The sequence below is a fragment of the Streptomyces sp. A2-16 genome (assembly GCF_018128905.1).
Lineage (GTDB): Bacteria > Actinomycetota > Actinomycetes > Streptomycetales > Streptomycetaceae > Streptomyces.
In genome coordinates this window covers 1,741,369-1,765,896 of the sequence record NZ_CP063808.1, presented here as the reverse complement: position 1 = coordinate 1,765,896, position 24,528 = coordinate 1,741,369, and the positions used below count along the sequence as shown (strand labels likewise).

The 24,528-nt window shown below is 69.9% G+C and carries 22 protein-coding genes and 1 pseudogene; 7 read left to right on the top strand and 16 right to left on the bottom strand.

The genetic code is table 11. The features are described 5' to 3' along the window. The first annotated feature begins 46 nt into the window (after positions 1–46). Both IOD14_RS08205 and IOD14_RS08200 read left to right on the top strand, forming a co-directional pair. Positions 47–1,414 carry an L-serine ammonia-lyase gene (locus IOD14_RS08205; RefSeq protein WP_212669963.1) on the top strand — a complete coding sequence of 456 codons (1,368 nt, stop codon included), beginning with the start codon at positions 47–49 and terminating at the stop codon, positions 1,412–1,414. 299 nt (positions 1,415–1,713) lie between these two features. Further along, entirely contained in the window at positions 1,714–2,298 is a 585-nt protein-coding gene (locus IOD14_RS08200; protein WP_212669962.1) for a nucleotidyl transferase AbiEii/AbiGii toxin family protein, read from the top strand. A 422-nt stretch (positions 2,299–2,720) separates the two neighbouring features. Here the strand turns inward: IOD14_RS08200 and IOD14_RS08195 are convergent, their stop codons facing one another. From IOD14_RS08195 to IOD14_RS08175, 5 genes and pseudogenes are all read right to left on the bottom strand, one after another. After that, positions 2,721–3,131, bottom strand: a complete 411-nt coding sequence (locus IOD14_RS08195; RefSeq protein ID WP_212669961.1) for a hypothetical protein — start codon at positions 3,129–3,131, stop codon at positions 2,721–2,723. Positions 3,132–3,206: 75 nt separating this feature from the next. Continuing rightward, a complete protein-coding gene (locus tag IOD14_RS08190) occupies positions 3,207–3,719 on the bottom strand; it encodes a hypothetical protein (protein WP_212669960.1) in 513 nt (170 codons plus the stop codon). 52 nt (positions 3,720–3,771) lie between these two features. Then, a complete protein-coding gene (locus tag IOD14_RS08185) occupies positions 3,772–5,946 on the bottom strand; it encodes a ricin-type beta-trefoil lectin domain protein (protein WP_212669959.1) in 2,175 nt (724 codons plus the stop codon). Between the two features lie 661 nt (positions 5,947–6,607). Continuing rightward, positions 6,608–6,796 (bottom strand): hypothetical protein, encoded by a 189-nt coding sequence (locus IOD14_RS08180; RefSeq protein ID WP_249126254.1) that lies wholly within the window; start codon positions 6,794–6,796, stop codon positions 6,608–6,610. A 67-nt stretch (positions 6,797–6,863) separates the two neighbouring features. Beyond that, positions 6,864–7,883: pseudogene (locus tag IOD14_RS08175) on the bottom strand (MFS transporter); the annotation flags it as partial. A gap of 330 nt (positions 7,884–8,213) precedes the next feature. Here IOD14_RS08175 and IOD14_RS08170 point away from each other — a divergent pair. Together IOD14_RS08170 and IOD14_RS08165 are read left to right on the top strand one after the other, a co-directional pair. Continuing rightward, positions 8,214–8,771, top strand: a complete 558-nt coding sequence (locus tag IOD14_RS08170) for a glycoside hydrolase family 25 protein (RefSeq protein WP_123991748.1) — start codon at positions 8,214–8,216, stop codon at positions 8,769–8,771. Positions 8,772–8,797: 26 nt separating this feature from the next. Then, the gene (locus IOD14_RS08165; protein WP_123991747.1) at positions 8,798–9,340 is read left to right on the top strand and encodes an MOSC domain-containing protein; all 543 of its coding nucleotides are present in this window, start codon (positions 8,798–8,800) and stop codon (positions 9,338–9,340) included. A 253-nt stretch (positions 9,341–9,593) separates the two neighbouring features. Here the strand turns inward: IOD14_RS08165 and IOD14_RS08160 are convergent, their stop codons facing one another. Then, a complete protein-coding gene (locus tag IOD14_RS08160) occupies positions 9,594–9,812 on the bottom strand; it encodes an EF-hand domain-containing protein (RefSeq protein ID WP_123991746.1) in 219 nt (72 codons plus the stop codon). Between the two features lie 174 nt (positions 9,813–9,986). Between IOD14_RS08160 and IOD14_RS08155 the strand changes: the two genes are divergently transcribed. Continuing rightward, positions 9,987–10,667 carry a GNAT family N-acetyltransferase gene (locus tag IOD14_RS08155; RefSeq protein WP_123991745.1) on the top strand — a complete coding sequence of 227 codons (681 nt, stop codon included), beginning with the start codon at positions 9,987–9,989 and terminating at the stop codon, positions 10,665–10,667. A 94-nt stretch (positions 10,668–10,761) separates the two neighbouring features. On the opposite strand, the gene IOD14_RS08150 is transcribed toward IOD14_RS08155, so the two are convergent. The 6 genes from IOD14_RS08150 to IOD14_RS08125 all read right to left on the bottom strand — a co-directional run bounded on the left by IOD14_RS08150 (position 10,762) and on the right by IOD14_RS08125 (position 16,950). After that, positions 10,762–11,949, bottom strand: coding sequence for a YncE family protein (locus IOD14_RS08150; protein ID WP_212669958.1), 1,188 nt, complete (start codon positions 11,947–11,949; stop codon positions 10,762–10,764). Continuing rightward, positions 11,949–12,683, bottom strand: a complete 735-nt coding sequence (locus IOD14_RS08145) for a polysaccharide deacetylase family protein (protein ID WP_123991743.1) — start codon at positions 12,681–12,683, stop codon at positions 11,949–11,951. The genes IOD14_RS08150 and IOD14_RS08145 overlap by 1 nt, the downstream gene beginning before the upstream one ends. Positions 12,684–12,703: 20 nt before the next feature. Then, positions 12,704–13,207 carry an ATP-binding protein gene (locus IOD14_RS08140; RefSeq protein WP_174269243.1) on the bottom strand — a complete coding sequence of 168 codons (504 nt, stop codon included), beginning with the start codon at positions 13,205–13,207 and terminating at the stop codon, positions 12,704–12,706. Positions 13,208–13,469: 262 nt separating this feature from the next. Further along, a complete protein-coding gene (locus IOD14_RS08135) occupies positions 13,470–14,237 on the bottom strand; it encodes an enoyl-CoA hydratase-related protein (RefSeq protein WP_123991741.1) in 768 nt (255 codons plus the stop codon). 76 nt (positions 14,238–14,313) lie between these two features. Next, a complete protein-coding gene (locus tag IOD14_RS08130) occupies positions 14,314–15,555 on the bottom strand; it encodes an Ig-like domain-containing protein (RefSeq protein WP_212669957.1) in 1,242 nt (413 codons plus the stop codon). Between the two features lie 162 nt (positions 15,556–15,717). Then, complete coding sequence (locus IOD14_RS08125; RefSeq protein WP_212669956.1) at positions 15,718–16,950, bottom strand: Ig-like domain-containing protein; 1,233 nt, start codon at positions 16,948–16,950, stop codon at positions 15,718–15,720. A gap of 196 nt (positions 16,951–17,146) precedes the next feature. On the opposite strand from IOD14_RS08125, the gene glgX reads away from it, so the two are divergent. Next, the gene (gene glgX / locus IOD14_RS08120) at positions 17,147–19,393 is read left to right on the top strand and encodes a glycogen debranching protein GlgX (protein WP_212669955.1); all 2,247 of its coding nucleotides are present in this window, start codon (positions 17,147–17,149) and stop codon (positions 19,391–19,393) included. A 70-nt stretch (positions 19,394–19,463) separates the two neighbouring features. Beyond that, entirely contained in the window at positions 19,464–20,876 is a 1,413-nt protein-coding gene (locus IOD14_RS08115) for a sulfatase-like hydrolase/transferase (RefSeq protein ID WP_212669954.1), read from the top strand. On the opposite strand, the gene IOD14_RS08110 is transcribed toward IOD14_RS08115, so the two are convergent. Genes IOD14_RS08110 through IOD14_RS08095 form a run of 4 tightly spaced genes read right to left on the bottom strand, consistent with a single transcriptional unit; the run spans position 20,873 to position 24,407 of the window. After that, positions 20,873–21,511 carry a response regulator transcription factor gene (locus IOD14_RS08110; RefSeq protein WP_123991737.1) on the bottom strand — a complete coding sequence of 213 codons (639 nt, stop codon included), beginning with the start codon at positions 21,509–21,511 and terminating at the stop codon, positions 20,873–20,875. The genes IOD14_RS08115 and IOD14_RS08110 overlap by 4 nt on opposite strands. Continuing rightward, complete coding sequence (locus IOD14_RS08105) at positions 21,501–22,745, bottom strand: sensor histidine kinase (protein ID WP_123991736.1); 1,245 nt, start codon at positions 22,743–22,745, stop codon at positions 21,501–21,503. Before IOD14_RS08105 ends, IOD14_RS08110 begins: the two co-directional genes overlap by 11 nt. Before the next feature lie 25 nt (positions 22,746–22,770). Then, positions 22,771–23,505 (bottom strand): ABC transporter permease, encoded by a 735-nt coding sequence (locus tag IOD14_RS08100; RefSeq protein WP_123991735.1) that lies wholly within the window; start codon positions 23,503–23,505, stop codon positions 22,771–22,773. Then, positions 23,502–24,407 carry an ABC transporter ATP-binding protein gene (locus IOD14_RS08095; protein WP_123991734.1) on the bottom strand — a complete coding sequence of 302 codons (906 nt, stop codon included), beginning with the start codon at positions 24,405–24,407 and terminating at the stop codon, positions 23,502–23,504. Before IOD14_RS08095 ends, IOD14_RS08100 begins: the two co-directional genes overlap by 4 nt. Positions 24,408–24,528: the final 121 nt, after the last annotated feature.

Below are 24,528 nucleotides of genomic sequence, written 5' to 3'. Positions count from 1 at the left end.
GGGCACCCGACGACGTGTGCCCCCCGCCCTTGGTGAAGGAGTTCCCGTGGCCATCTCGGTCTTCGACCTGTTCTCGATAGGCATCGGCCCGTCGAGCTCCCACACGGTCGGCCCGATGCGCGCCGCCCGTATGTTCGCGCGCCGCCTGCGCAACGAGGACCTGCTGCCGTCGGTCGCCTCCGTCCGCTGCGAGCTGTACGGCTCCCTGGGCGCGACCGGCCACGGCCACGGCACCCCGAAGGCGGTTCTGCTGGGCCTGGAGGGCGCCTCCCCGCGCACGGTGGACGTGGAGAACGCGGACGACCGGGTGGCGGCGATCAAGGCCGCCGGGGTCCTGAAGCTGCTCGGTGAGCACCAGATCCCGTTCTCCTTCGACGACGACCTGGTGCTGCACCGCCGCAAGGCCCTTCCGTACCACGCGAACGGCATGACCGTGTGGGCGTACGACGCCTCGGGCGAGGAACTGCTGTCCAAGACGTACTACTCGGTCGGCGGCGGCTTCGTCGTGGACGAGGACGCGGTCGGCGAGGACCGCATCAAGCTCGACGATACGGTGCTGAAGTACCCCTTCCGCACGGGTGACGAGTTGCTGCGCCTGGCCGAGGAGACCGGCCTGTCGATCTCCTCCCTGATGCTGGAGAACGAGCGTGCCTGGCGCACGGAGGACGAGATCCGGGCCGGGCTCCTGGACATCTGGCGCGTGATGCAGGCCTGTGTGTCCCGGGGCATGTCCCAGGAGGGCATCCTGCCGGGCGGTCTGCGGGTGCGTCGGCGCGCCTCCATGACGGCCCGTCAACTGCGGGCGGAGGGCGACGCGTTGGCCCACTCCATGGAGTGGATCACGCTGTACGCGATGGCGGTCAACGAGGAGAACGCGGCCGGCGGCCGGGTGGTGACGGCCCCGACGAACGGCGCGGCCGGCATCATCCCCGCGGTCCTGCACTACTACATGAACTTCGTTCCCGGCGCGGACGAGGACGGCGTGGTCCGCTTCCTCCTCGCCGCGGGCGCGATCGGCATGCTCTTCAAGGAGAACGCCTCCATCTCCGGCGCCGAGGTCGGCTGCCAGGGCGAGGTCGGCTCCGCCTGCTCCATGGCCGCGGGCGCCCTCGCCGAGGTGCTCGGCGGCTCCCCCGAACAGGTCGAGAACGCCGCGGAGATCGGCATGGAGCACAACCTCGGCCTCACCTGCGACCCGGTCGGCGGCCTCGTCCAGATCCCCTGCATCGAACGCAACGGCATGGCCGCGGTGAAGGCGGTCACGGCGGCGAGGATGGCCCTGCGGGGGGACGGCTCCCACAAGGTGTCCCTCGACAAGGTCATCAAGACGATGAAAGACACCGGGGCGGACATGAGCGTGAAGTACAAGGAGACGGCCCGCGGGGGGCTCGCGGTGAACATCATCGAGTGCTGAGAAAGTAGGCCCTGACCAGCGCGTTCGTATCTTTCAGGGCTGTCAGGGCCTTCCCTGCTTACTCGGCGGAAAATCCCCGAGAAGTCCCTGGGACAGGCTTGAAAGTCCCCGAAAAGTCCCCAGGAAATCTCACGAGACGGAAGCCTGACCTGGGGGTTCGAGACTTCCTCGATCACTGTTCCGATCCGCCCTGAGCGCCGACCGCCGTCAGGATGTATCGAAAGCACGACTCAGCTCCAACTGAACGTCAGCTTCGACGACCCTGTCACCCCCGGACCATCGACTTCCCGCAGCAGCTCATGGCGGACAGCTTCCAGATTCTCGGCTACCCACACGCCACCGTCATCGCCGAAAAACTCTCCACCGCAGTCTCACTCGGCGACCTCAACACCCGCGACCGCGACTACGGCGACCTCTGCCGCCTGCTCAACCTCAACGACCTCGACGGCCAGGAACTCACCACTGCACTGACCGCCGCCGCCTCACACCGCGGCATCATCCGGCCACGCCATCGCCATCCCGAAGGTGCCCGCCGCCCCTGGAAGTCACCCAAACGCCAGCTGTTGGGTCCGAACACCTACGGGCCGCCTCCACAGCTCGAAGCCCTCAGTTTCGACGCAGAAATGCAGGCCCATGCGCAGCGGTTCAGGCCAGGCGGGTTCCTCCATAGCGGGCACAGACCACCGGGCCATAAAGGCGCGTTGATCGTGGGATTGTCCGGATGGCACAACCCTGCGGCCCCAAGCGCGTCTGTGACGCACGGCAGGCCGGGGCCCATTTGCACAATCGCTGCCCGCTTGGCCGCCAGATGGCCACCACACCGAACGCGCAGGGCCCTGGCTGGCCGGCAACACAAAGCAAAAGGCCAGTTCACAGCCCTGTGAACCGAAACGCCCACTGCCAGTCGATTCGCGCGGAGTTCGGCCTCCGGAACACCGGACGCCGAGGCCAGCCGCGCGACATCCGTGCGGCGGTGATACACCAGCCGGGTCAGCAGCACGCCGAAGCTCGGATGATCCGCCAAGTCGACACCTCATGTCTCAGGCTGGGAAGGACCCGAGAGGCTGGGAGCCCCGCCCCACTCCTCCGGCATGAACTGCCCGGAGGCACCAACACCCTGTCGGTGCCGATCCAGTACTGGCAGATCTGCCTGATGTCCGGATCGACCAGATCATCATCCCCGGAGCCGGTCGCGACAAGGGGCTCGCCCTCCGCCAGACACCGCACGATCGCGTCCAGAACCCCACTCTCCTGAGCGCCACGGATCCCCCTGGTCGCCAACGGATCACCATTTCATTCCGCGGCATCACCAATTGAATCGCTCCCTGAAGCCGGCCAGGGTCTTCCACAGCGGATCCGTGGGCTTCAGTTCGGTGGAGCCCGTCACTTTCCCGTCGGCGTCGCGCTCGACCCTGGACAGCAGGATTCCGTACTCGTACTCCTCCTCGATCAGCACATGCCCCGCGGTGTCATGGCAAACGCGCCTGCCGTGCGGGACGTTCTGACGGTACGTGGTCTCCTCGGAAAGGCTCCCGTCCGCATGCCAGTCGCGGGCGACGCCCTCCTGCCTGCCGTTCACGTAGCGGATCTCGGAGATCCGCCGACCGTCCGACTCCTCGTATCCGATCCCCGTGAACAGCTCGCCCCGGTACGTGTAGGTCAGATCCTCGTCGAAATCGAGGTCGTCGTCAGGAACCTCGTCGGGAACCTCATTCAACTTCCCGCACCCGATCCCCTATCTGCTATCTGCCGGCAGCACGCATCGAAGTCCTCAGCCGCCTGTACAAGCACTTCAGCGCCGCTTCGCCCGCTTCCTGACCCGGTCGATCAACTTGGCGTCGAAGTACTCGAACCGTTCGCGATCAGGGTCCACCGCGTCGAGGATCATCCGGGCCATCGACGCACGACCTGTCGCGTATTCCTGGTAGAGCGTCCAGATACCCTCGCGAGCCGCGATCTGGCAGTCGATCTCTAGCTCGGGCGCACCCGCCTCGACCTCCGTCCAATGGGACTCACCCCCGATGCACGAGATCAGCTCGTCGAGCAGACGGACATGCACCGCCTCGGACGTCTCCTCGTTCAGCGCCGCCACGATCATGGACGTCACCGGTACCGCGACCTCGAAAAGGAGCGACTGAATGTAGACATGCCCCTCCAGGGAAGCGGCCGCCATCTCCTGCGGCGTATCCGCCATAAGCAGACCAGCGAAGGTCTCGGGAATGTGCGCGCCCGTTTTGCCGCATCCGCAGCGCAAGGAGGCCCAGTCCACACGCTCCGCCTGGATCAACGACGGCCTGACAGTCATGCCTGCACCCCTAGCGCCTTCTCCCGCTGCTCCTGGACACCGTACAGACGCGTCATCTGTTGTCCCACTCGCCGGGGTGCATGTACCAGGCGCCCGGTTCGACGTCCTCCGGAGTCAGGTACGTCTGGCAGACCTGACAGATGGGCATCTCGTCCCAGATCTCCTCTTCTCTGTCCCAGAAGAGAGCCCTGGTGAGCATCACGCGATTCGCGTCACCGCCAAGGGCGTTGATGACATTGCCCTCCGCGCAGTAGCCGCAGCCGGACGAGGCGACGGCTATCTCACCGGTTTCCGCGTTGTAGCCCGCGGTCCAGGTCTTCTTGGCGAGTGCGGCGCTCGCCACCACGCCGTCTCCGTTCGGGAAGAGTTCGCGATCCGCCACCCGGTCACGCATGTTCCGGGCCCCGGCGAGTCCGTCCTCAATGCTCGTGCCACGCGGCAGGCGGCTCTTGCTGACGATCGCCGCCGACGACGCTTTCGAGCCGGTATTGCCCTTGCGCACGGGTGCACGGGAGTCCCGTGCGGACGGCTTCGTTCCCGAGGCTCCCGTCTGTGGGGCACTCGGCTTCGCCGCCCCCGCGTCCGCCTCCTCCGCCCGTGCCTGCGCGTTCGCCCGCTTCATGGCCACGAGGTCCGCCATGTCGGCCGCCGCGTCGTCGACCGCCTTCGCGCCCGCACCGGCGGCCGCCGCCGCGTCCCCCTCCGCGGCCCGCACGCCCGCGCCCTCCAACGAGCCCGCGACGTCGCCCTCGACACCGCCTTCCACGGCTCCGGCGGCTCCGCCACCCCCGACGCCGCCGGAATAGGCACCGCCGGCGGCGTCGCAGGACTCCTGGTGACCGGAGCTGCCGCTCAGCCAGAACGTGCAGTTGGCGAAGTCGTACGGCAGCATCAGGATCGAGTCGAGCACCGCCGTGAACCCGTGCGGGTCGATCTTCTCGTTCGGGTTGGCGTGCGGCAGTTCCTGGGCCGCCGGGACGGTCGAGGACGGCGAACTGCTGCTACCGCTGGAGGTGCCGGTGGGCGCAGGTGCAGGGGACGGCGACGGCGTCGGCGTGTTGCAGTCGATGACGCACGGGTTCTGGCCGGGGTAGTTGTACCAGTCGTCGAACCCGGTCGGGTCCGAACTGCTCGCCGGATTGTCCGCCGCGTACGTGTACCCGCCCATCTGGTTCGGGTCGCCCGCCTGGAAGAGCGGGTCCGGGGTCACGAAGCGGCCCAGTGCCGGATCGTAGTTCCGCGCCCCCAGCAGGTCCAGCCCCGTCACCGAGTCCGCCGGCTTGCCCAGGAAGCCGTGGTTCTCGTCCGCCGACACCCACCCAGACGGCTTCGAGCCGCGCGGGTTCCCGTACGGGTCGTAGTAGCGGCGGGTGACCGCCAGGTCGTCCGCGGCCACCGAAGTCGTCGCCGTGCCCTGGGAGTTGGCGACCTGGTACCAGACGTCACCCGAGCTGGAGCGGGTCACCCGCGTGCCGTCGGGGCCCGAGTAGTAGCGCAGCGCCGTGCACGTCTTCGCGGTCACGTCCAGCGTCAGCTGCTCCGCGCCGCCGAAGAGGTACAGGATCCGCGTCTTGTCGGTGCCGCCCGCCGACGCCGTCTGCTCCAGCAGGTTGCCGTCGGCGTCGTACAGGTACTTGCTCGTGCGGGCCATGGTGCCGGAGGGGGTCGAGACCGTGGCCGTGCGGCCCTCCGCGTCGTACGTGAACGTCTGCGTCTGACCCACCGGCAACGCGCCCGACGTGATCGTCGACCATGTCTGGCCCTTGCCGCCGCACGTGGTCAGGGTCAGCTGGGTGCCCTTGGTGGCGCTCGCGCTCGGGTCGGTCAGGCACAGGGTGGCCTTGGCCGCGTTGACCAGCGTTCCGGTCGAGGTCACGCGCCACTTCTGGGTGGCGTCGGTGGAGCAGGTGTCGGCCACCACGCCGGTGCCGGACGCGGTCGCGTTGCCCGCGGTGTCCAGGCAGAAGCCGCCCGCCTTGACCGTGCCGTCGGTGCCGATCGCCCACTTCTGGGCCGCCGCCGACGTACTGCACGTGTCGACGTCGACCTTCGCGCCCGAACCGGTCTCCTCGACGCACAGCTTGCCGCCGCCGGAGAGGGTGAAGCCGGTGGCGATGAGGCCGGTCGTCTTCGTGGCGCGGCTGACCGTGTTGCCCGCGTTCGTGCCGGCCGCGTCCGTGTACGACGGGGTCTGCGTCGCCGTACCCGTGCCCCAGGTGCAGCGCATTGATCGTGGGATTGTCCGGATAGCACAACCGTGCGACCCCAAGCACGCCTGTAACCTCGCAGCGGCTGGGGAAGCCGTTGCACGATCCCTGCACGCTTGGCCACCACATGGCCACCGCAACGAACCCGACAGGTCCGAGCTCACCGGCAGCACTGAACGAAAAGCCAGGTCACAGCCTGTGAACTGAAACGCCCACTACCAGTCGATCTCCGAGCTAAGCATTGCGATGCGTAGACCCACAGGTGCCCGGTTAGCCCGCATTCCAAGGTCACCTAAAACAAGAAACCCCAGGTCAGAGGCCTGGCCTGGGGTTCAAAAAGAGCCGCCTTCGGGATTCGAACCCGAGACCTACGCATTACGAGTGCGGGGACCCGGCGAAGCGATCGACGCCTGCAAGAACACTAAGGACCCGACTCCCCCAAGCACCTGACGTGCCATCGGATACTTCACAGGCAGCCCTCGGCAAGAAGTCCCCGAGAAGTCCCCGGCGCGACTCAGGACGAGCCTGCCCACGACAAATATGCAGTTCAAGAGCATGATCAATAGCCGCCGACATATCCGTGAAGTACAAGGAGACGGCCCGGGGCGGGCTGGCGGTGAACATCATCGAGTGCTGAGGGGGTGTGCTCTGCACTGCGGCATCGCCGCTCCCTCGCCGCGCTCAGCGACGGTGCACGGAGTTCACATCCACCGTCAGGAGCTGCAGCGCCGCCTCGTGCGGTGAGTCGGGTTCCGCGTGGTAAAACTTCAGGATGTTGCCGTCCTGGAGGTCGGCGGACTCGTACATCAACTCCAGCTCGCCGACGACCGGATGGCTGAAGAGCTTGGTGCCCTCGATGCAGTTGGCCACCCGCTGCCGGCAGCATGAACGCGCCCTGCAGGAGCAGCGAGACGCCGAGCATCGTGCGCGGGGAGACCTTCTGGAGGATGCGCGGGCCGACGGTGCCGGCGATGATCTGGCCCACACCGATACCGAGCAGCACCAGGCCGGCGACCAGGGACGACAGACCGAGCACGTTCTGGACGTAGAGGCCGGTGAAGAAGATCAGCGCGGTCTCGCCGCCGAAGATGAACAGAGCGGCGAGGTTGCCGAAGGCGATGTCGGGCTTCTTGAGGATCCTCACCGGGACGAGGGCGTCGGCGGTACGGCTCTCCACGGCCCAGAAGACGCCGAGCAGGACCGCGGCTGCGATCAGCGAGGCGCCCGCGGCCAGGTCGAGGCCCTTCTCGCCGACGCGGGTGACACCGTAGATCCCGGCGAACAGGCCCAGGGTGATCAGCAGCGCACCGGGCAGGTCGATGCGGCTGCGCCGCTCAGCCCGGCTCTCGTCGACGACGATCGGCACCACGACGATCGCGGCGATGGCCACGGGGATGTTGATGAAGAAGGCCCAGCGCCAGGAGAACACGTCCGTGAGGACACCGCCGAGGATCGCGCCGACACTGAAGCCGGAGCTCATCATCACGCTGTTGAGGCCCAGCGCCCGGGTGCGCAGGCCGGGTTCGGTGAAAGCGGTGGTCAGCAGGGCGAGTGCGGCGGGCGTGACGGCGGCGGTGGCCAGGCCCTGCAGCGTACGGGCGACCAGCAGCATCGCGGGGGAGTCGGCGAGGCCGCCGACGAGCGAGGAGACGGCCAGGACGACCATCCCGGCGGTGAAGATCCGTCGGCGTCCCAGGTAGTCACCGACCCGTCCGAAGACCAGGGTGCACCCGGCGGCGCACAGCGCGAACATCGTGGTGATCCACTGCAGGCTCCCCGTCGAGAACCCCAGGGACGTACCGACCTCGGGCAGCGCGACGTTCAGCACCGAGAAGTCGGCGGCCATCATGAACTGCGACGCCGGCAGCACCACCAGGGCGGCGACCTGGCGGCCTGTCATACGGGCACTGGTCGGCGGCGCGGCCGCGGTGGTCGTGGCGGTATCAGCGGTAGTCATGCGTCCCAGCCTCTGCCGCCCGCCGCCGCCCAGCCAGATCCCTCCTGACGGCATTCCTGCGGAGACTGTCACCGGCAGTGCCACCCTCCGGGAACCGGCGCCCGGCGTCCGAGGCCCCTGCCGAAAGCGCACATCCTCACCATGAGGAACACTTGCGGCGTGTCCGCCGCAAACGCCTCCACCGGTCCCCCTCCGGGCTGGTCGCAGGGGTGGGCGGCGCGGCCGGACGCGGTGGCCGGGAGGAGCCGAGGTTCCCGTGGGGGGCTTGTGGGGCATCATCAACTCCCATCCCCCCACTGTCACTTCACTCTCACTTCAGGGAGCCCCCACATGCTCCGCGGTATCGATGTCAGCGCCTACCAGTCCTCCTCCTACAGCACGGAGGGCCTCTCCTTCGTCTTCATCAAGGCGACCGAGGGCCGTTCCTACACCAATCCGAAGCTCTCCGCCCAGACCAAGCACGGCCGCGACGCCGGGCTGGTCGTCGGCTTCTATCACTTCCTGTGGCCCGGCAACCTCACCGCCCAGGCGGAGTACTTCGTGAAGCACGCCCCCGAGAAGGGGGGCGACATCCTCGCGGTCGACTGGGAGACCACCGGCGACGGCACCCACGCGAGCAACGCGGAGAAGGACAGCTTCATCCGCAAGGTGCGCCAGCTGCGCCCGAACAACCGGGTCGTCCTCTACACCAACCGGCACTACTGGTTGAACGTGGACACCACGTCGTACGCCGGTGACGGCCTCTGGATCGCCGACTACGTCACGGCCGGCAAGCCCCGGATCAAGGCCAAGTGGCGCTTCCACCAGTACACCGACGACCCCGTGGACAAGAACGTCGCCGACTTCGCGAGCAAGGCGGCCCTGCGCGAGTGGGCGGCCGACGCCTGATCCCGCAGGCCCCTTAGGCTTCGGGCATGGGTGGGACGATCACTGCGGTGAGCAGCAACGGCACGTACTCGTTCAGCAAGCCGAACCGGGAGAGCATCGCCTTGCTCGCCGGTTTCGGGGTGGAGGGGGACGTGCACGGCGGGGCGACGGTCAAGCATCGGTTCCGGATGGCGAAGGACCCCTCGCAGCCGAACCTCCGCCAGGTGCATCTGATGCACGAGGAGCTGTTCGAGGAGGTGCGGCAGGCCGGTTTCGAAGTGGCCGCGGGAGAGCTCGGCGAGAACGTCACCACGCGGGGGATCGATCTGCTCGGACTGCCCCGCGGTACGCGGTTGCGGCTCGGGGAGACGGCCGTCGTCGAGGTGACCGGGCTGCGGAATCCGTGCGCGCAGATCGACCGGTTCCAGAAGGGGTTGATGAAGCAGGTCGTGGGCCGGGGCGAGGACGGCCGGGCGCAGTTCCGGTCCGGGATCATGGGTGTCGTGGTCGCGGGCGGTGTGGTGCGGCCCGGGGATGCCGTGGGGGTCGTGCTGCCCGAGGGCCCCCACCTGCCCCTGGAGATCGTCTAGCCCGCGAAGGGGCCCTCCGGCTCCGCCCGCAGGCTCGCCGCCACCCACTCCACGTCGCCGCCCCCTCCGCGTCGCCGCCCCCTCCGCGTCGCCGTCCGCGACCGCCCGGACCAGCGCCGCCCGGGGGGCCGGGCCCCTCACAGGGGCCGGCGTCGGAGCGCCGCGACGGCCGCTGGGCGGTGCGGATCCGGGGCCGGGCATGAGGAAGGGGGCGTCCGCCGAAGTCCGGCGCGCGCCCCCTTCGCCCTCGGCCCTACTTGTTCAGGAAGGTCCAGAACTCGTCGAAGGACAGGAGCTTGTCGCCGTTCAGGTCGCGGCTCTTGATGATCGCCTCGGCGACCGACTCGGTGACGTTCCAGTCGCCGCCCTGGGCCAGGGCGGACTTGAACTCGGCGGCGGTGATGGCGCCGTCCCCGTCCGCATCGATCCGCTCGAACTGCTTGCGTGCTTCCTCGATGTCGATGTGCGCCACCGGTCCGCCCCTTTTCTTGCCTTTGTCGTGTCCTGCTGGCTTGCTGCCGCAGGTCAGATTAGCGGCCCGCTCCGATCCGTCGTACGGCGACCACCCGGGGAAACCCCGGTGCCCTCCTCGATCATGTCTGCGAGTGTGGGCCTTCCACCGGGTACGGATGCGAGGAGCGGTGTGATGGAGACCTTGCGGGACATTCTCGACGCGGCGGCCCGCGGCGTCTTCCCGCCCGCGGACGGCGGCACGACGGTCGTGCCGCAGGCCTGCCACCGGGACGCGGGGGTGCTGTCCTTCACGGCGCACTCGGTCGTCTTCACCGACGAGGACCCCGAGTGGGTCCACGCCACCCTGCGCGGCCTGGACTGCGACGCGCTGGCCGCGACCATGAACCCGCGGTTCCTCTCCGCCCTCCTGGACCGGACCGGGCGCAGGTCCGAGACCATCGACGTGATGCTGGTCGGCGAACCGCTCCCGGGCGGACCGCCGCTCGCCCTGAGGGAGATCGAGGACGCGAGCCACCCCCGGATCGTCTACGCCCGCCGGCGCCGCGACGACATCCGCGCCTGGACGGCCGAGGGCGGGGTGCTGGTGACGGGGCGCGGGATCGGCGGCCGTCTGGAGGTCTCGGTCGAGGTGGACGAGGACGTGCGGCACCGGGGGCTCGGGCGGGCGCTGGTGACCGCGGCCCGCCATCTGGTCGCGGAGCCGCTGTGGGCCCAGGTCTCCCCGGGGAACGCCCGCAGCATGCGGGCGTTCCAGGCGGCCGGTTACCGTCCGGTGGGCGCGGAGGCGGTGCTGCTCGCCGCGGGCCCGCGGGTCACCGGCGGTTCAGCGGAAGATGCCGGTGTGACCGAGTGAGTACCGGCCCGGCTGCGGGTACACCGCGAGCCCGTGCGGTCCGGTGGGCGCGGAGGCGGTGCTGCTCGCCGCGGGCCCGCGGGTCACCGGCGGTTCAGCGGAAGATGCCGGTGTGACCGAGTGAGTACCGACCCGGCTGCGGGTACACCGCGAGGCCGTGCGGTCCGCTGCCGACCTTGATGCGGGCGAGCTGGGCGCCGGTGCGGGTGTCGATGGCGTACACCTCGGAGTTGTAGCGGCCGGACAGCCACAGCACCTTGCCGTCGGCGGAGACGCCGCCCATGTCGGGGCTGCCGCCGTCGGGGAGGTGCCACTTCCTCGTGACCCGGTTCTGGGCGAAGTCGAAGACGGAGACGGTCCCTTCGCCGCGGTTGGAGACGTACATCTCGCGGGAGTCGCGGCTGACGTAGAGGCCGTGGGTGCCCTTTCCGGTGGGCAGCAGGGTCGGTCTGCCGAAGGTGTCGCCGTCCAGGACCCACATCCCGTCGGCCATCATGTCCGCGACGTAGAACCGCTTGCCGTCGGGCGAGACCTTGACGTCCTGCGGCATGGCCCCGTCGAAGGGGAGCTTCTGCTGGCCGATCACCTTCATCTTCTCGGTGTCGACCTTGAGCAGCTCGCCGCTGAACTCGCAGGACACGATGAAGTACCTCCCGTCGAGGGAGAAGTCGGCGTGGTTGACGCCGTAGCAGCTGACCGGGACGGTCTTCTTCCGCTCCATGGTGTGCGGGTCGCGGAAGACCAGCTCACGGTCGAGGGAGGCCATCACGACGGCGTACCTGCCGTTCGGTGTGAAGTAGAGGTTGTACGGGTCGTGCACCTCGACCGGTTTGCCCGCCTTCCCGGTTCTCGGGTCGATCGGGGTGAGGGTGTGCCCGCGGTTGTTGTTGACCCAGAGGGTCTTCATGTCCCAGGAGGGCACGACGTGCTGGGGCTGCCGCCCGACATGGAGGGTCTCGACGATCTCGTACGTCCTCGGGTCGATCACGGAGACGGTGTCGGACTCGGTGTTGGGCACGTAGACCCGCGACGGAAAGTCCTTGACCACCGGTGACAGCCGATTGGGGCGGTCGGCCGCGTACACGTCCCGCGGATCGAGGACGGGCGGCATCCCGGGCAGCCCCTGGACCGGCTTCTGCACCGGCTTCACCGGGGCCGGGACGGCGGCCCGGGTGCCGCGGTGCGCCGAGGCGGACGGGTCGTGGTGCTCGGTGCCGCAGGCGGCGAGGGCGGCGAGCGCGGCGCCTGCGATCAGGGCTTGTTTGACGAGGGTGCGGTGCATCAGCTGAACAGCTCCGTAGTGGTCACGGCGGCCAGGCCGCGGCGGTCGAGTTCTTCCAGTACGGCGGGGAGGGCGGCGACCGTGTCGGCGTAGCCGAAGTGCAGGCTGACCACGGAGCCGGCGCGGGCCTCGCCGAGGACGGTGCGGGTGACGGCCGCGGCGCCGGGCGAGGTGAAGTCGAGGGAGTCGACGTCGTAGGACAGGACGTGCGGGTAGCCGGTCTCGCGGGCGAGGCGCTCGACGAGCGGGGAGGCCCGGGGGGTCCTGGAGGGCCGGAACCAGCCTCCGATCGAGCCGGTGAGCCGCCGCAGCCGCTGTGCGCAGCCGGCGATCTCCTGCCGGGCGTCGGCCTCGGACATCGCGTTGATGTCGAGGTGGCGCAGGGTGTGGTTGCCGAGTTCGTGTCCGCCGTCGAGGATGCGGCGGGCCATGCCGGGGTGTTCGTCGAGCCAGGTCCCGACGGCGAGGACGGTGACGCGCGCGCCGTGCCGTTCGGCCTCGGTGAGGAGGGCGCGTGCGGTGGCGGGATCGCCGGCGCCGTGGAAGGTGAGGGCGAGGCGGGGGCGGTCGCGGGGGCCGTGGGCGAGCTGGGCGGGGAGGAGATCGGGGCGGGAGCTGGCGGTGGCGCGTGCGGGGTGGGCGAGTGCCCCGGTGGTGCCGCATCCGGCGGTCAGCGCGAGACCGGCGGTGGCGAGCAGCACGGCCCGACGATCGGTCGTAGTCACCCGCCCCATTTAAGGGGCTTTGTCGGCTCTTACCGGTCAGCCACCCGCATCTCGAACCAAGTCGTCTTCCCACGGGGCAGCAGATCGACGCCCCAGCGGTCGGACAGCTTGTCCACGAGGAACAGGCCGCGTCCGCTGATGTCCATGTCCTGCACCGGCATCAGACAGGGCAGCCCGCGCGACGGGTCGCGCACCTCTATCCGGATCCAGCCCCGGCGGCGCCGCATCCGCAGTCCGAACACCCGGGCCCCGGTGTGGCGTACCGCGTTGCCGACCAGCTCGGACACGAGTAACACCGCGTCCTCGGTCATCTTCGGAGTGAGCCCCCAGTGACGAAGGACGATCACCTGGGTCAAGCGTCGCGCGGCCGCGGCGGATTCCGGCCGGGACGGCAACGGAACCTCGGCCTCCGTGGGATTTCCGAACAGTTCGAGCGCCTTCAGTGCGTGCTCGTCCTCGACCGCCGGAGACCAGCGCGCCGCCGTCGTACGGCCGTCTCCCCGCGGCTGTTCGAAACCCTCCAGCCCCGCCATGCCCCCATCATGGCCGCCCAAGGCTCCCTCCGGGGCCGTTCCTGATGAATACGCCCCCCGGAATGCGTCGCTCCGATGGGGTCGATCGGCATATGCCCGAGGCACTTCGGTGCCCTCGATACCCCTTCTGACCTGCGGCGAAGGCTCATTGGGAGGCAATCGACGGACTCCCTCGACAAGGCAGACTTAAGGTTGCGTTAAGGCTCCCATAATCCGCCCCATCGAGGGACCCGGATCAGACATCGCGTCAATTGCAAGTGGTTCAGAGGAATTTCGCCTTGCCGGGGCCCTCTTCGACGAAGCTCTTCATGCCCCGCTCGCGGTCCTCCGTGGCGAACAGGCCCGCGAACCAGTTCCGTTCCACCGCGAGGCCCGTCTCGATGTCGGTCTCCAGGCCGGTGTCGATCGACTCCTTCGCCGCGCGCAGCGCGATCGCCGGTCCCTGTGCGAGCTTCGCCGCCCAGGCGTGCGCCTGGCTGTACACCTCGTCGGCGGGCACGACCCGGTCCACGAGACCCAGGGTGAGCGCCTCGTCGGCCTTGACCATACGGCCGGTGAAGATCAGGTCCTTCGCCTTGGACGGGCCGACCAGCCGGGCCAGACGCTGGGTGCCGCCCGCGCCGGGGATCAGGCCGAGCAGGATCTCCGGCTGCCCGAGCTTGGCGTTCTCCGCGGCGATCCGGAAGTCGGCGCACAGCGCGAGTTCGCAGCCGCCGCCCAGCGCGTAGCCGGTGATGGCCGCGACGACCGGCTTGGGGATGCGGGCCACGGCCGTGAACGAGTCCTGGAGGGCGCGGGCGCGCAGGACCATCGCGGTGTGGTCCATGTTCTGCATCTCCTTGATGTCCGCACCCGCCGCGAACACCTTCTCCCCGCCGTACACGACCACCGCGCGCACATCCGCACGCCGGGTCGCCTCCTCGGCGAGCTCCTTCAGCCGGTCCTGAGTGGCCACGTCCAGTGCGTTCATGGGCGGGCGGTCGAGACGAATGGTGCCGACACCTTCGGCGACTTCGAGATTCACGGTCATGGAGGCAGGTTAACCGCCGCTAACGACAACGGCCCCGGTGCAGTACCTCACACCGGGGCCGTCGCTCAGCGCGGCGTCACGCCTTCCACTTCTCCCACGACATGTTCCAGCCGTTGAGGCCGTTCTCCGGGGCGACCGTCGCGTCGTCGGAGTTCTTGACCACGACCACGTCGCCGATCAGCGAGTGGTTGAAGAACCAGGCGGCCGGCACATCGCTGTCGTAACCGCCCTTGACGTCACGCAGGCCCACGCAGCCGTGGCTGGCGTTGTAGTTGCCGAAGGCGTCGCCGCCCCAGTAGTTGCCGTGGATGAAGGTGCCGGAGTCGGTGAGGCGGGCGGCGTGCGGGACGTCCTTGATGTCGTACTCGCCGCCGTAGCCGACCGTTTCGCCGTTCATCCGGGTCACCGTGAGCTTCTCGCTGATGACCATCTGGCCGTTCCAGGTGTCGTAGCCGGGCTTGCCGGTGGTGACCTTGATGGTCTTGACGGTCCTGCCGTCCTGGGTGACCTTCATCGTGTGCTTCTTGGCGTCCACGACGGAGACCTGGTTGCGGCCGATGGTGAAGGAGACGGTCTTGTTCTGCTTGCCGTAGACGCCGGCGCGGCCCTCGACCCCGTTCAGGTTGAGGTCGACGGTGACCTTGGTGCCTTCCTTCCAGTACTTCTCGGGGCGGAAGTCCAGGCGGTCGTTGCCGAACCAGTGGCCCTCGACGTCGACGGCCGGCGTGGTCCTGACCGTGATGGCCTTCTCGACGTCCGCGGGGCTGGTGATGCCCCGGGTGAAGCGGATGGAGAACGGCATTCCGACGCCGACCGTCGAACCGTCCTCGGGCGTGAAGGTGCCGATGAAGGTGTTCTTCGGAGTCAGGGTGGTGAAGCTGGAGTCCTCGGCCGCGGTACGGCCCTTGGAGTCCTTCGCGATCGCGTGCACCAGGTACTTGGTGCCGGCGGCGAGGTGGGTGGACGGCGTCCAGGAGGCGCCGTCGGCGGCTATCTTCCCGGTTATCTCGGTGCCCTTGGCGTCCTTGACCTGGACCTCGGTCAGCTTGCCCTTGGTGGCGCCGACCTTGAGGACGCCGCTGGTGTCGACGGACTTCGCCCCGTCCTTCGGGGTGATGACGACGACCGCCTCGGACTGCTTGGTCTCGGCGGCGGACGAGTCGCCCTTCTCCGCCTTGGCGTCACCGGAGGATCCGGAACCTCCCCCACCGCAGGCGGTGACGGCCAGCAGCAGAACGCCGAGTATCAGCGCGAGCAACCCCTTGGCCCCGCGCCCCCGCGCGTCAACCGACGCCCCCGATATCGGTCGCACGTTCAAGTCTTTCTCCCCTCGAAGGGCCAGGTCAGGCCCGCTCCCCCGCGCGTTCGCCGCACGCGTTGGCGAATATTAACCGCTGAGTTTTGAGCATCGTGTGAGTCCAAGGTCACCGTTCCGTCCCAACTTCAACGGAACGTCGGGACGCCCCACCCCCCTGTCTCCTTACTTCACCGCACTGCCCGCCTTCCACTCCTTCCATCCCATATTCCATCCCCCGAGGCCATTGTCAGGAGCGACCTTTTTGTCATCGCTGTGGACGACCTCGACGACGTCCCCGACGAGGCTGCGGTCGAAGAACCAGCCCGCGGGCGTGTCCGAGCTGCCGCCCTTCACGTCCCTGAGGCCCACACAGCCGTGGCTGACATTGACCCTGCCGGGGGCGGTGGGCGCCCAGTAGTTGCCGTGCAGGAAGGTGCCGGAGTCGGTCAGGCGCAGGGCGTGCGGGACGTCCGGGATGTCGTACTCGCCGCCGAAGCCGACCGTGCGGCTGTTCATGCGGGTCACTTCGAGCATCTCGGTGACGACCATCTTGCCGTTGTAGGTGGTCGTCTTCGGGGCGCCGGCGGTGATCGGCACGGTGGCGAGGAGTTCCCCGTCACGCCTGACCTGCATGGTGTGCCGGGCCGCGTCCACGAGGGAGACCTGGCTGCGGCCGACGGTGAAGGAGAGGGTCTTGTGCTGGAGGCCGTAGACACCGGACGCGCCTTCCACGTCACGGAGTCTGAGCGCGACCGTGACCCGGGTGCCGGGCCTCCAGTAGTGCTCGGGGCGGAAGTCCAGGCGGCCGTCGCCGAACCAGTGCGGGCGGATCTCGACGGGCGGCTTCGCGGTGACGTGCACGGCGCGTTCGACGGCGGCGCGGTCCTCGATCTCCCGGTTGAACTCCAGGGAGACGATCATCCCGGTGCCGACGGTGGAGCGGTTCTCGGGGCTGACGTACCCGATGAAGCGCTCCTCGGGCACGTAGGTGGTGAAGGTGGTGTGCCGGGCCGAGCGGCGGCCGCGGGCGTCGAGCGCGACCGCGTCGACCGTGTACTCGGCGGCCAGCGCCAGCTGTGCCTCGTCGGGTTCCCAGCGCAGGCCGTCGTCCGAGATGCGCCCGGGCACCGGGAACTCCTGCGCGTCCTGGGACTTGACGACGGTGACGGACTCCAGGCGCCCGCTGGGCACCCGCACCCGGAGTTTCTCCTCGGGCGGCACACCCTTGCTGCCGTCGTCCGGGGCGACCCGGATGACGTCCTCGGGCGCCGGCGGTTTCCCGAACCCGCCGACACCTCCGATCCCGCCACCCCCGTCCGCCGTGCAGCCGGCGGCTCCGGCCAGCAGTCCTGCCCATGTCAGTACGGCGGCCAGAGCGGCCCCGACGCGCCGAACGCGCCCATGTCCATGTCTCACAGCGGGCTAAACGACGGCGCCCACCGGAGGGAAACGTGACCTTCCCCGGGCGCCCCGCCCAACCCGGCGGAGCGAACCCGTGAGTGCGAGGCGAGCGCTGGGCAGAACAGTGGGGAGAACGACGTGAGGGGGTGCCGCGGCCGGGACGCCGTGCGCCCTTTTCCACCTCGCTCCACGAGCCGTGGGAGGCCGACCGGTGTCCAGCGCAGCCGAGCAGGAGGCGGTGACGGAAGCCGCCGAGGAGCGCCCCGCCGCGCTGGTCAACGGCGTACGGCGGGGGGTGCCGGCCGTGCCGGTGTGGCCCGGTGCGCCGACGCCGCTGGGCGCCCGGTTCCGGGTCGGCCCGGACGGGGTGGCGGGGACCAACTTCGCGCTGTGGGCGGGCGGCGCCGAGGCCGTCGAGCTGTGCCTGTTCGACGCGGACGGCAAGGAGACCCGGGCCCGGCTCACCGAGCTCACGCACGAGATCTGGCACGGGTTCGTGCCCGGAGTCATGCCCGGCCAGCGCTACGGCTACCGGGTGCACGGCCGCTGGGACCCGTGGACCGGCGGCCGCTGGAACCCGGCGAAGCTGCTCCTCGACCCGTACGCCCGCGCGGTGGACGGCGACTTCAGCCTGCCGCCCGAGGTGTACGGCCATGTCCGCGACTGGCCCCAGCAGCAGGTCGCGGACACCGTGCGGGACGACCGCGACTCGGCGCCGTACGTCCCGAAGGGCGTGGTCGTCCACGACGACGCCACCGACGACGAATGGATGGAGGACCGCAGGCCCAAGACGCCGTGGGCGGACTCGGTGATCTACGAAGTGCACGTACGGGGGTTCACGGCCCTGCACCCGGACGTCCCGGAGGAACTGCGGGGCACCTACGCCGGGTTGGCGCACCCGGCCGCGATCGAGCACCTGGTGAGACTGGGCGTCACGGCCGTCGAGCTGCTCCCCGTGCACCAGTTCGCGCACGAGGACCATCTGCTGCGGCGCGGCCTGAAGAACTACTGGGGCTACAACTCCATCGGCTACTTCGCGCCCCACGCGGCCTACGCAGCCTCCGGTACGACGGGTCAGCAGGTCGGCGAGTTCAAGCGCATGGTGCGCGCGCTGCACGCCGCCGGGATCGAGGTCATCCTCGACGTGGTCTACAACCACACCGCGGAGGCGGGCGAGCTGGGCCCCACGCTGTCCCTGAAGGGCATCGACAACCGGGGCTACTACCGGCTCCAGTCGGACGCCCGGCGGTACGCGGACTACACAGGCTGTGGAAACACCCTGCACGTGGTGCAGCCGCATGTCCTGCGCCTCATCACCGACTCCCTGCGGTACTGGGTGACGGAGATGGGCGTGGACGGCTTCCGCTTCGACCTGGCGGCCGCGCTGGCCCGCTCCATGCACGACGTCGACATGCTGTCCCCGTTCCTCGCGGTCATCGCGCAGGACCCGGTGCTCAGGCGCGTGAAGCTGATCGCCGAGCCGTGGGACGTGGGCTCCGGGGGCTACCAGGTGGGCGCCTTCCCGCCCCTGTGGACGGAGTGGAACGACCGCTACCGCAACGCCGTACGGGACTTCTGGCGGGGCGCGCTGCCGGACGTACGGGATCTCGGGTACCGGCTCTCGGGCTCCAGCGATCTGTACGCGTGGGGCGGGCGGCGGCCGTACGCCTCGGTCAACTTCATCACCGCGCACGACGGCTTCACCCTGCGGGACCTGGTGTCGTACGAGCGGAAGCACAACGAGGCCAACGGCGAGGGCAACCGGGACGGCACCGACGACAACCGGGCGTGGAACTGCGGCACGGAAGGAGAGACGGACGACGAGCGCGTACGGGCGCTCAGGCGGCGGCAGCTCAGGAACCTGCTGACCACGCTGCTGCTGTCGACGGGCGTGCCGATGCTGGTCGCGGGCGACGAACTGGGCCGCACCCAGCGCGGCAACAACAACGCCTACTGCCAGGACAACGAGATCAGCTGGGTGGACTGGGGGCTCCTCGAGGACCCGGGCTGGAAGGCCCTGTTCGACCTCACCGCCCGGCTGATCGACCTCAGGCACCGCCACCCGGTGCTCAGGCGGCGGGCGTTCTTCTCGGGGCGGGCGCACTCGGCGGACGGGCTGCGCGACCTGGCCTGGTTCACGGCCCGCGGCACCGAGATGACGGAACGGGACTGGTACGCCCCCGCCGCCACCCTCGGCATGTATCTGTCGGGGCGGGACATCCCCGGCCGGGACGAGCGCGGGGCACCCATCCTCGACGACAGCTTCCTCGCCGTCCTGCACGCGGGCGACCGCCCGACGAGCTTCCTGCTGCCGGGCCCGCCGTGGGCGGAGCGCTACGAGGTGGTCGTCGACACGTCGAGGGAGGAGCAGGAACAGGCACCGGGGGTGGTGCACCGGGCGGGCACGTCGGTCACGGTGCCGGCGAGGGCGGTGCTGCTGCTGCGGGTGGCCGGGTGAGATTGCAGTCCCGTGAACAGGGCGGGTGATCGCTGGCCAGTGCACCGATCGGCTGACCAGACTCGATCACATGCCCGAGATCTCCCGCCGTGCCTTCGGTGGTCTCGTCGGCGGCGGTGCCGTGACCGCCGTCGCCGGTACGCCGACCGCCGCCGAAGCCGTTCAAACTGCCGCCGAACGTCCCTTCAGGGCCCGGCCCTGGGGCCCCTCCGGCAGACGGCCCAACCTCCTGGTCATCCTCGGCGACGACCTCGGCTGGGCCGACCTGTCCTCGTACGGCGCCCCGCACATCAGGACGCCGAACCTGGACCGGCTGGCCCGGCAGGGGGTGCGGTTCACCGACGCGTACTCGGGCTCGGCGACCTGCTCGCCGACGCGGTTCAGCCTGTACACCGGGCGCTATCCGGGCCGTACGAAGGGCGGGCTCGCCGAGCCGATCGCCGACCGGACGCAGGGGCTCGACCCGAACCATCCCACCCTGGCCTCCCTGCTGAAGAAGGCCGGCTACGCGACCGCGTTGATCGGCAAGTGGCACTGCGGCTGGCTGCCCGACCACAGCCCCACCAAGTCCGGCTGGGACGAGTTCTTCGGCAACCACGGGGGCGTGCTGGAGTACTTCTCCAAGCTGGGACAGCTCGGCGACTACGACCTCTACGAGGGCGACGCCACCTACAAGGACCTGCGCTACTACACGGAGGTCCTCACCGAACGGGCCGTCGAGTACGTGAGCCGCGACCATGACACGCCCTGGCTGCTCAACCTCAACTTCACCACCCCGCACTGGCCCTGGCTCGCGGAGGGCGACGAGGAGACCGGCGCCGAGATCGCCGCGAAGATCCGCGCCGCGAAGAGTCAGGCGGAGGTGTCGGCCGCGCTCAACCACTACGACGGCGGCTCGGTCGCCAAGTACACGGAGATGGTGCAGAGCCTGGACGCGGCCGTCGGCGAGGTCCTCACGGCGCTGCGCCGCTCCGGTCAGGAGGAGCACACGCTGGTGTACTTCGCCAGCGACAACGGCGGTGAGCGCTGGTCGTACCTGTGGCCGCTCAGCGGCGAGAAGTTCGTGCTCCAGGAGGGCGGCATCCGGGTGCCGACGATCGTGCGCTGGCCGCACCGGATCGACGGCGGCCAGGTCAGCCACGAGCCGAACCTCTCCCCCGACTGGACGGCGACCTTTCTGGAGGTAGCCGGTGCGCGACCCGATCCGGCCTTCCCGCTGGACGGCACGAGCCTGGCCGGGTACCTGCTGCGTGGCGAACGGCTGCCGGAACGGGACCTGTTCTGGCGGGTGCGGGCCAACCGGGCTCTGCGGCGCGGAAAATGGAAGTACTACCAGGACGCGGCCGGCCAGGACCACCTCTACGACCTCGGCGCCGACCTGCGCGAGCAGGCCGACCTGGCCCCCGACGAGCCGGAGTTGCTCGCCGAGCTGAAGGGCGCGTGGGAGAGGACGGCGGCGGGGCTGTTGCCGTATCCGAACTAGCCGAGGATCCCGCGTTCGTACGCCGTCGCGACCGCCGCCGCGCGGTCCTTGACGCCCAACTTGCCGTACAAGTGGGTGAGATGGGTCTTCACGGTCGCCTCGCTGATGAACAGCTCGCGGGCGATCTCTCGGTTGGACGTGCCCTTGGCGACCAGGGCGAGCACCTCGCGCTCACGGGCGGAGAGGGGCTCGTTCGCGGGTGCCTTGGGGGTGCGGACGGCGGAGACCAGGCGGGAGGCCACCGCCGGGGAGAGGACCGTGCGGCCCTCGGCGGCGGCGCGGACGGCCGTGAACAGCTCGTCGCGCGGGGCGTCCTTGAGGAGGTAGCCGGTCGCTCCCGCCTCGATGGCGGGCAGGGTGTCGGAGTCCGTGTCGTACGTCGTCAGCACGAGGACCTTCGCCCGGGCCCGGAGGCGGGTCAGCTCGCGGATGGCGTCCACCCCGCCCCCGCCCGGCATCCGCAGGTCCATCAGGATCACGTCCGGGTCGAGGGCGCCGGCCCGCTCGATCGCCTCGACGCCGTTGGCCGCCTCACCGAGGACGGCGAATCCGGGCGCGGACTCGAGCATGCCGCGCAGACCGTCCCGTACCACGGGATGGTCGTCGACGATCAGCACCGAGATGTCACTGGTCATGGCGGACCAACGGTACGCGAGCCGACAGCGCGGTGCCGTGGCCCGGTTCGGACTCGACGGTGAGGGAGCCCGCGATGCGCTCGGCGCGGGCCCGCATGCCGTCGAGGCCGAAGCCGCCGGTGCGGGTGCGGGCGGGGAGGGCGAGCGGGTCGAAGCCGCGTCCGTCGTCTCGGATGTCGAGGATGACCTCGTCGGTCAGGAAGCTCAGGGTGACGCCGAGGCGGGTGGCGTGCGCGTGCCGGGCGGCGTTGGAGAGGGCCTCCTGGGCGATCCTGAGCAGGGTCGCGGAGACCTCGTCGTGGAGCTGCTCGGCGGTGCCGGTGACCGTGAACTCCGCGCGTACGCCGGTGCGTTCACCCCAGTCGGCGACCGTCTGCTTCAGGGCTTCGGGAAGGCCCGCGTCGTCCAGGGCGACCGGGGCGAGGTTGTGCACCGAGCGGCGGGCCTCGCCCAGGCTGTGGCGGGCGAGGTCCATGGCCCGGTGGACATGCGCGCGGGCCTGGTCCTCGTCGGGTGTGTTCACGACGACCTGGAGCTGGGCGATGATCCCGGTCAGGCCCTGGGCGAGGGTGTCGTGGATCTCGGCGGCGAGCCGGCGGCGCTCGTCGGCGACGCCCGCTTCCCGTGCCTGGACGAGGAGTTGGGCGTGGAGGGCGGCGTTCTCGTCGAGCGCCTGCTGGAGGGCCTCGATGGTCGAGGTGCGCTCCCGGGAGCGCTGCTCCTCCTGCTCGGTGATGTGGGCGACCACCGACTGGAGGCCGAAGTTGGCGGCCAGCAGTGCGGCGAACCCCAGCCACTGGGCCGTGCTGTCCGGCATCAGCCCGCCGGCCTGCGCGCCCGCCACGGTGACCGCGCTCGCGAACAGTCCCAGTCGCCGCCACAGGCCTGGGATCAGCTCGTCGGCGTCCATGTAGCCGGTCGCGGCGTAGAACGCGAAGAACGGGTTGATCCAGGTCAGCGCGAAGGCGATGGCCCAGCGGACGGCGTAGTACGCGGTCCCGGCGCGGGAGGGGCTGCGGCCGCGCTTGACGCGGCGGTACCGGGTGCCGTGCCACCACAGCTGGAGGACGATCGCGGCGGCGACCAGGGCCCCGACGAGGTACCAGTCGACGGGGCCGTCCATGATGCCCGCGGAGACGACCGCGAGGACGACACTGGTGCCGAGCAGTCCGTACGGCCCCCAGACGTGCAGCCGTTCCCAGTACCGGTCGACCCGGGCGTCCGACGCGTTCATCTCCCCAGTCTGCACGGCGTCTCCCCTACTCCCAGCGGAACCAGCGCGACGCGGCGGCCGTCAGCAGCAGCGTCCACACGACGAGGACGCCCAGGTGGGTCCAGCCCGGCCAGTGCCCGGCCGCGGCCCGGTTCAGGGCCTCGGCGGCGGCGCCGAACGGCGTGTACCCGACGATCCGGGCGAGCACGTGCGGCATGGTCTGCACCGGCGCCCACACGCCCGCGCAGAACATCGCCGGGAAGAACACGGCGGACCCGATGGCGCCGGCGATCTTCGTGGTCCGGGACAGCGCGGAGACCACCGCGCCCAGCGCGAGGGCGGCGAGCACGGCCAGGACCAGGGCCAGCAGGTAGCCGAACAGCTGCTGGGGCAGTCGTACGTCGAAGGCGAACCGGCCGACGGCGAGCGCGAGCAGCGCGGATGCCAGGGCGGCACCGCCGTAGACGGTCATCTGCGCGGTGAGCAGGGCGGTGGGGCGGACCGGTGTGGTGGACATGCGGCGCAGGATGCCGCGCTCGCGGTAGCCGGTGAGGGTCTGCGGCATGGACTGCAGGCCGCCGACGATCATGCCCAGGAGCACGGCGACGGGCACGTAGACGTCGATGGTCCTGAGGCCGCCGAGGTCGGCCTCGTGGTTCCGGAAGGACGGGATCGAGCCGAGGATCACCAGGAGCAGGGTCGGGAACAGCAGGATCCAGAAGAGGGCGCCGGGTTCGCGGCGGAAGAGTCGGACCTCGGTCCGCAGTACGGCGGTGTTCATGCCGTGGCCTCCTGGGTCAGGTCGAGGAAGGCGTCGTCGAGGGTGGCGTCGACGACCCGGAGCTGGTGGGCGGTGACGTGCCGGCGGGCGAGCAGGGTGATCACGGCGTTCACGGTCTCGTCGGTGCCGGACAGGGTGAGACGGCCGTCCCGGTCCTCGATCGAGGCGAGCGCGGGCAGCGCGTTCAGCTCGTGCGCGTCGAGCGCGGTGGACGGGGTGAAGCTGATGACGGTGGCGCCCGCCGAGCGGTGGATGAGCCCGGCCGGGGTGTCCAGGGCGGCGACCCGGCCCTTGTCGATCACGGCGATCCGGTCGCAGAGCCGCTGCGCCTCCTCCATGAAGTGAGTGACGAGCAGGACGGTCACGCCGTTCGCGCGCACGTCCTCGATGAGCTCCCAGGTGTCGCGGCGGGCACGTGGATCGAGGCCGGTGGTCAGCTCGTCCAGGACGACGACCCGGGGGTTGCCGACCAGGGCGAGCGCGATGAACAGGCGCTGCTTCTGGCCACCGGAGAGCTTGCCGAACCGGGTGGTGAGCTTCTGGGTGAGCCCGAGCCGTTCGGCGAGCGGGCGCCAGTCGAGGGGCTTGTCGTAGAACGTGGTGTAGAGCTCCAGGGCCTCGCGGACGGTGAGCTTGGCCTGGAGTTCGCTCTCCTGGAGCTGGGCGCCGAGGACGCGGGCCACGCGCGCGTGGTCGGCGACGGGGTCGAGCCCGGTGACACGGACCCGGCCCGCGTCGGGGACCCGGAGGCCTTCGACGCACTCGACGGTGGTGGTCTTGCCGGCGCCGTTCGGGCCGAGGATTCCGAAGATCTCGCCCTCCTCGACGGTGAAGGAGACACCGTCGACGACGGCCCGGCCGCCGTAGGACTTGCGCAGTTCGCTGACTTCGATGACGGACATGGCATCAGCGTCCCGGTCGGGGCCCCGCCGCCGCATCGCCCGTCGCGCTCGACCCGGCATCAACCGATCGGTTGATGCGCCCGTACGACCCCCTCGGCTCCTCCCGCACAGCCTCTCCGCT

Coding starts and splice junctions, on each gene's coding strand:
- IOD14_RS08185 (WP_212669959.1), bottom strand. CDS start 5,946: ATGCGCTGCACCTGGGGCACGGGTACGGCGACGCAGACCCCGTCGTAC.
- IOD14_RS08190 (WP_212669960.1), bottom strand. CDS start 3,719: ATGACTGTCAGGCCGTCGTTGATCCAGGCGGAGCGTGTGGACTGGGCC.
- IOD14_RS08105 (WP_123991736.1), bottom strand. CDS start 22,745: ATGAACGCGTCGGACGCCCGGGTCGACCGGTACTGGGAACGGCTGCAC.
- IOD14_RS08095 (WP_123991734.1), bottom strand. CDS start 24,407: ATGTCCGTCATCGAAGTCAGCGAACTGCGCAAGTCCTACGGCGGCCGG.
- IOD14_RS08115 (WP_212669954.1), top strand. CDS start 19,464: ATGCCCGAGATCTCCCGCCGTGCCTTCGGTGGTCTCGTCGGCGGCGGT.
- IOD14_RS08150 (WP_212669958.1), bottom strand. CDS start 11,949: ATGCACCGCACCCTCGTCAAACAAGCCCTGATCGCAGGCGCCGCGCTC.
- IOD14_RS08170 (WP_123991748.1), top strand. CDS start 8,214: ATGCTCCGCGGTATCGATGTCAGCGCCTACCAGTCCTCCTCCTACAGC.
- IOD14_RS08140 (WP_174269243.1), bottom strand. CDS start 13,207: ATGGCGGGGCTGGAGGGTTTCGAACAGCCGCGGGGAGACGGCCGTACG.
- IOD14_RS08100 (WP_123991735.1), bottom strand. CDS start 23,505: ATGAACACCGCCGTACTGCGGACCGAGGTCCGACTCTTCCGCCGCGAA.
- IOD14_RS08135 (WP_123991741.1), bottom strand. CDS start 14,237: ATGACCGTGAATCTCGAAGTCGCCGAAGGTGTCGGCACCATTCGTCTC.
- IOD14_RS08155 (WP_123991745.1), top strand. CDS start 9,987: ATGGAGACCTTGCGGGACATTCTCGACGCGGCGGCCCGCGGCGTCTTC.
- IOD14_RS08110 (WP_123991737.1), bottom strand. CDS start 21,511: ATGACCAGTGACATCTCGGTGCTGATCGTCGACGACCATCCCGTGGTA.
- IOD14_RS08145 (WP_123991743.1), bottom strand. CDS start 12,683: ATGGGGCGGGTGACTACGACCGATCGTCGGGCCGTGCTGCTCGCCACC.
- IOD14_RS08200 (WP_212669962.1), top strand. CDS start 1,714: ATGGCGGACAGCTTCCAGATTCTCGGCTACCCACACGCCACCGTCATC.
- IOD14_RS08165 (WP_123991747.1), top strand. CDS start 8,798: ATGGGTGGGACGATCACTGCGGTGAGCAGCAACGGCACGTACTCGTTC.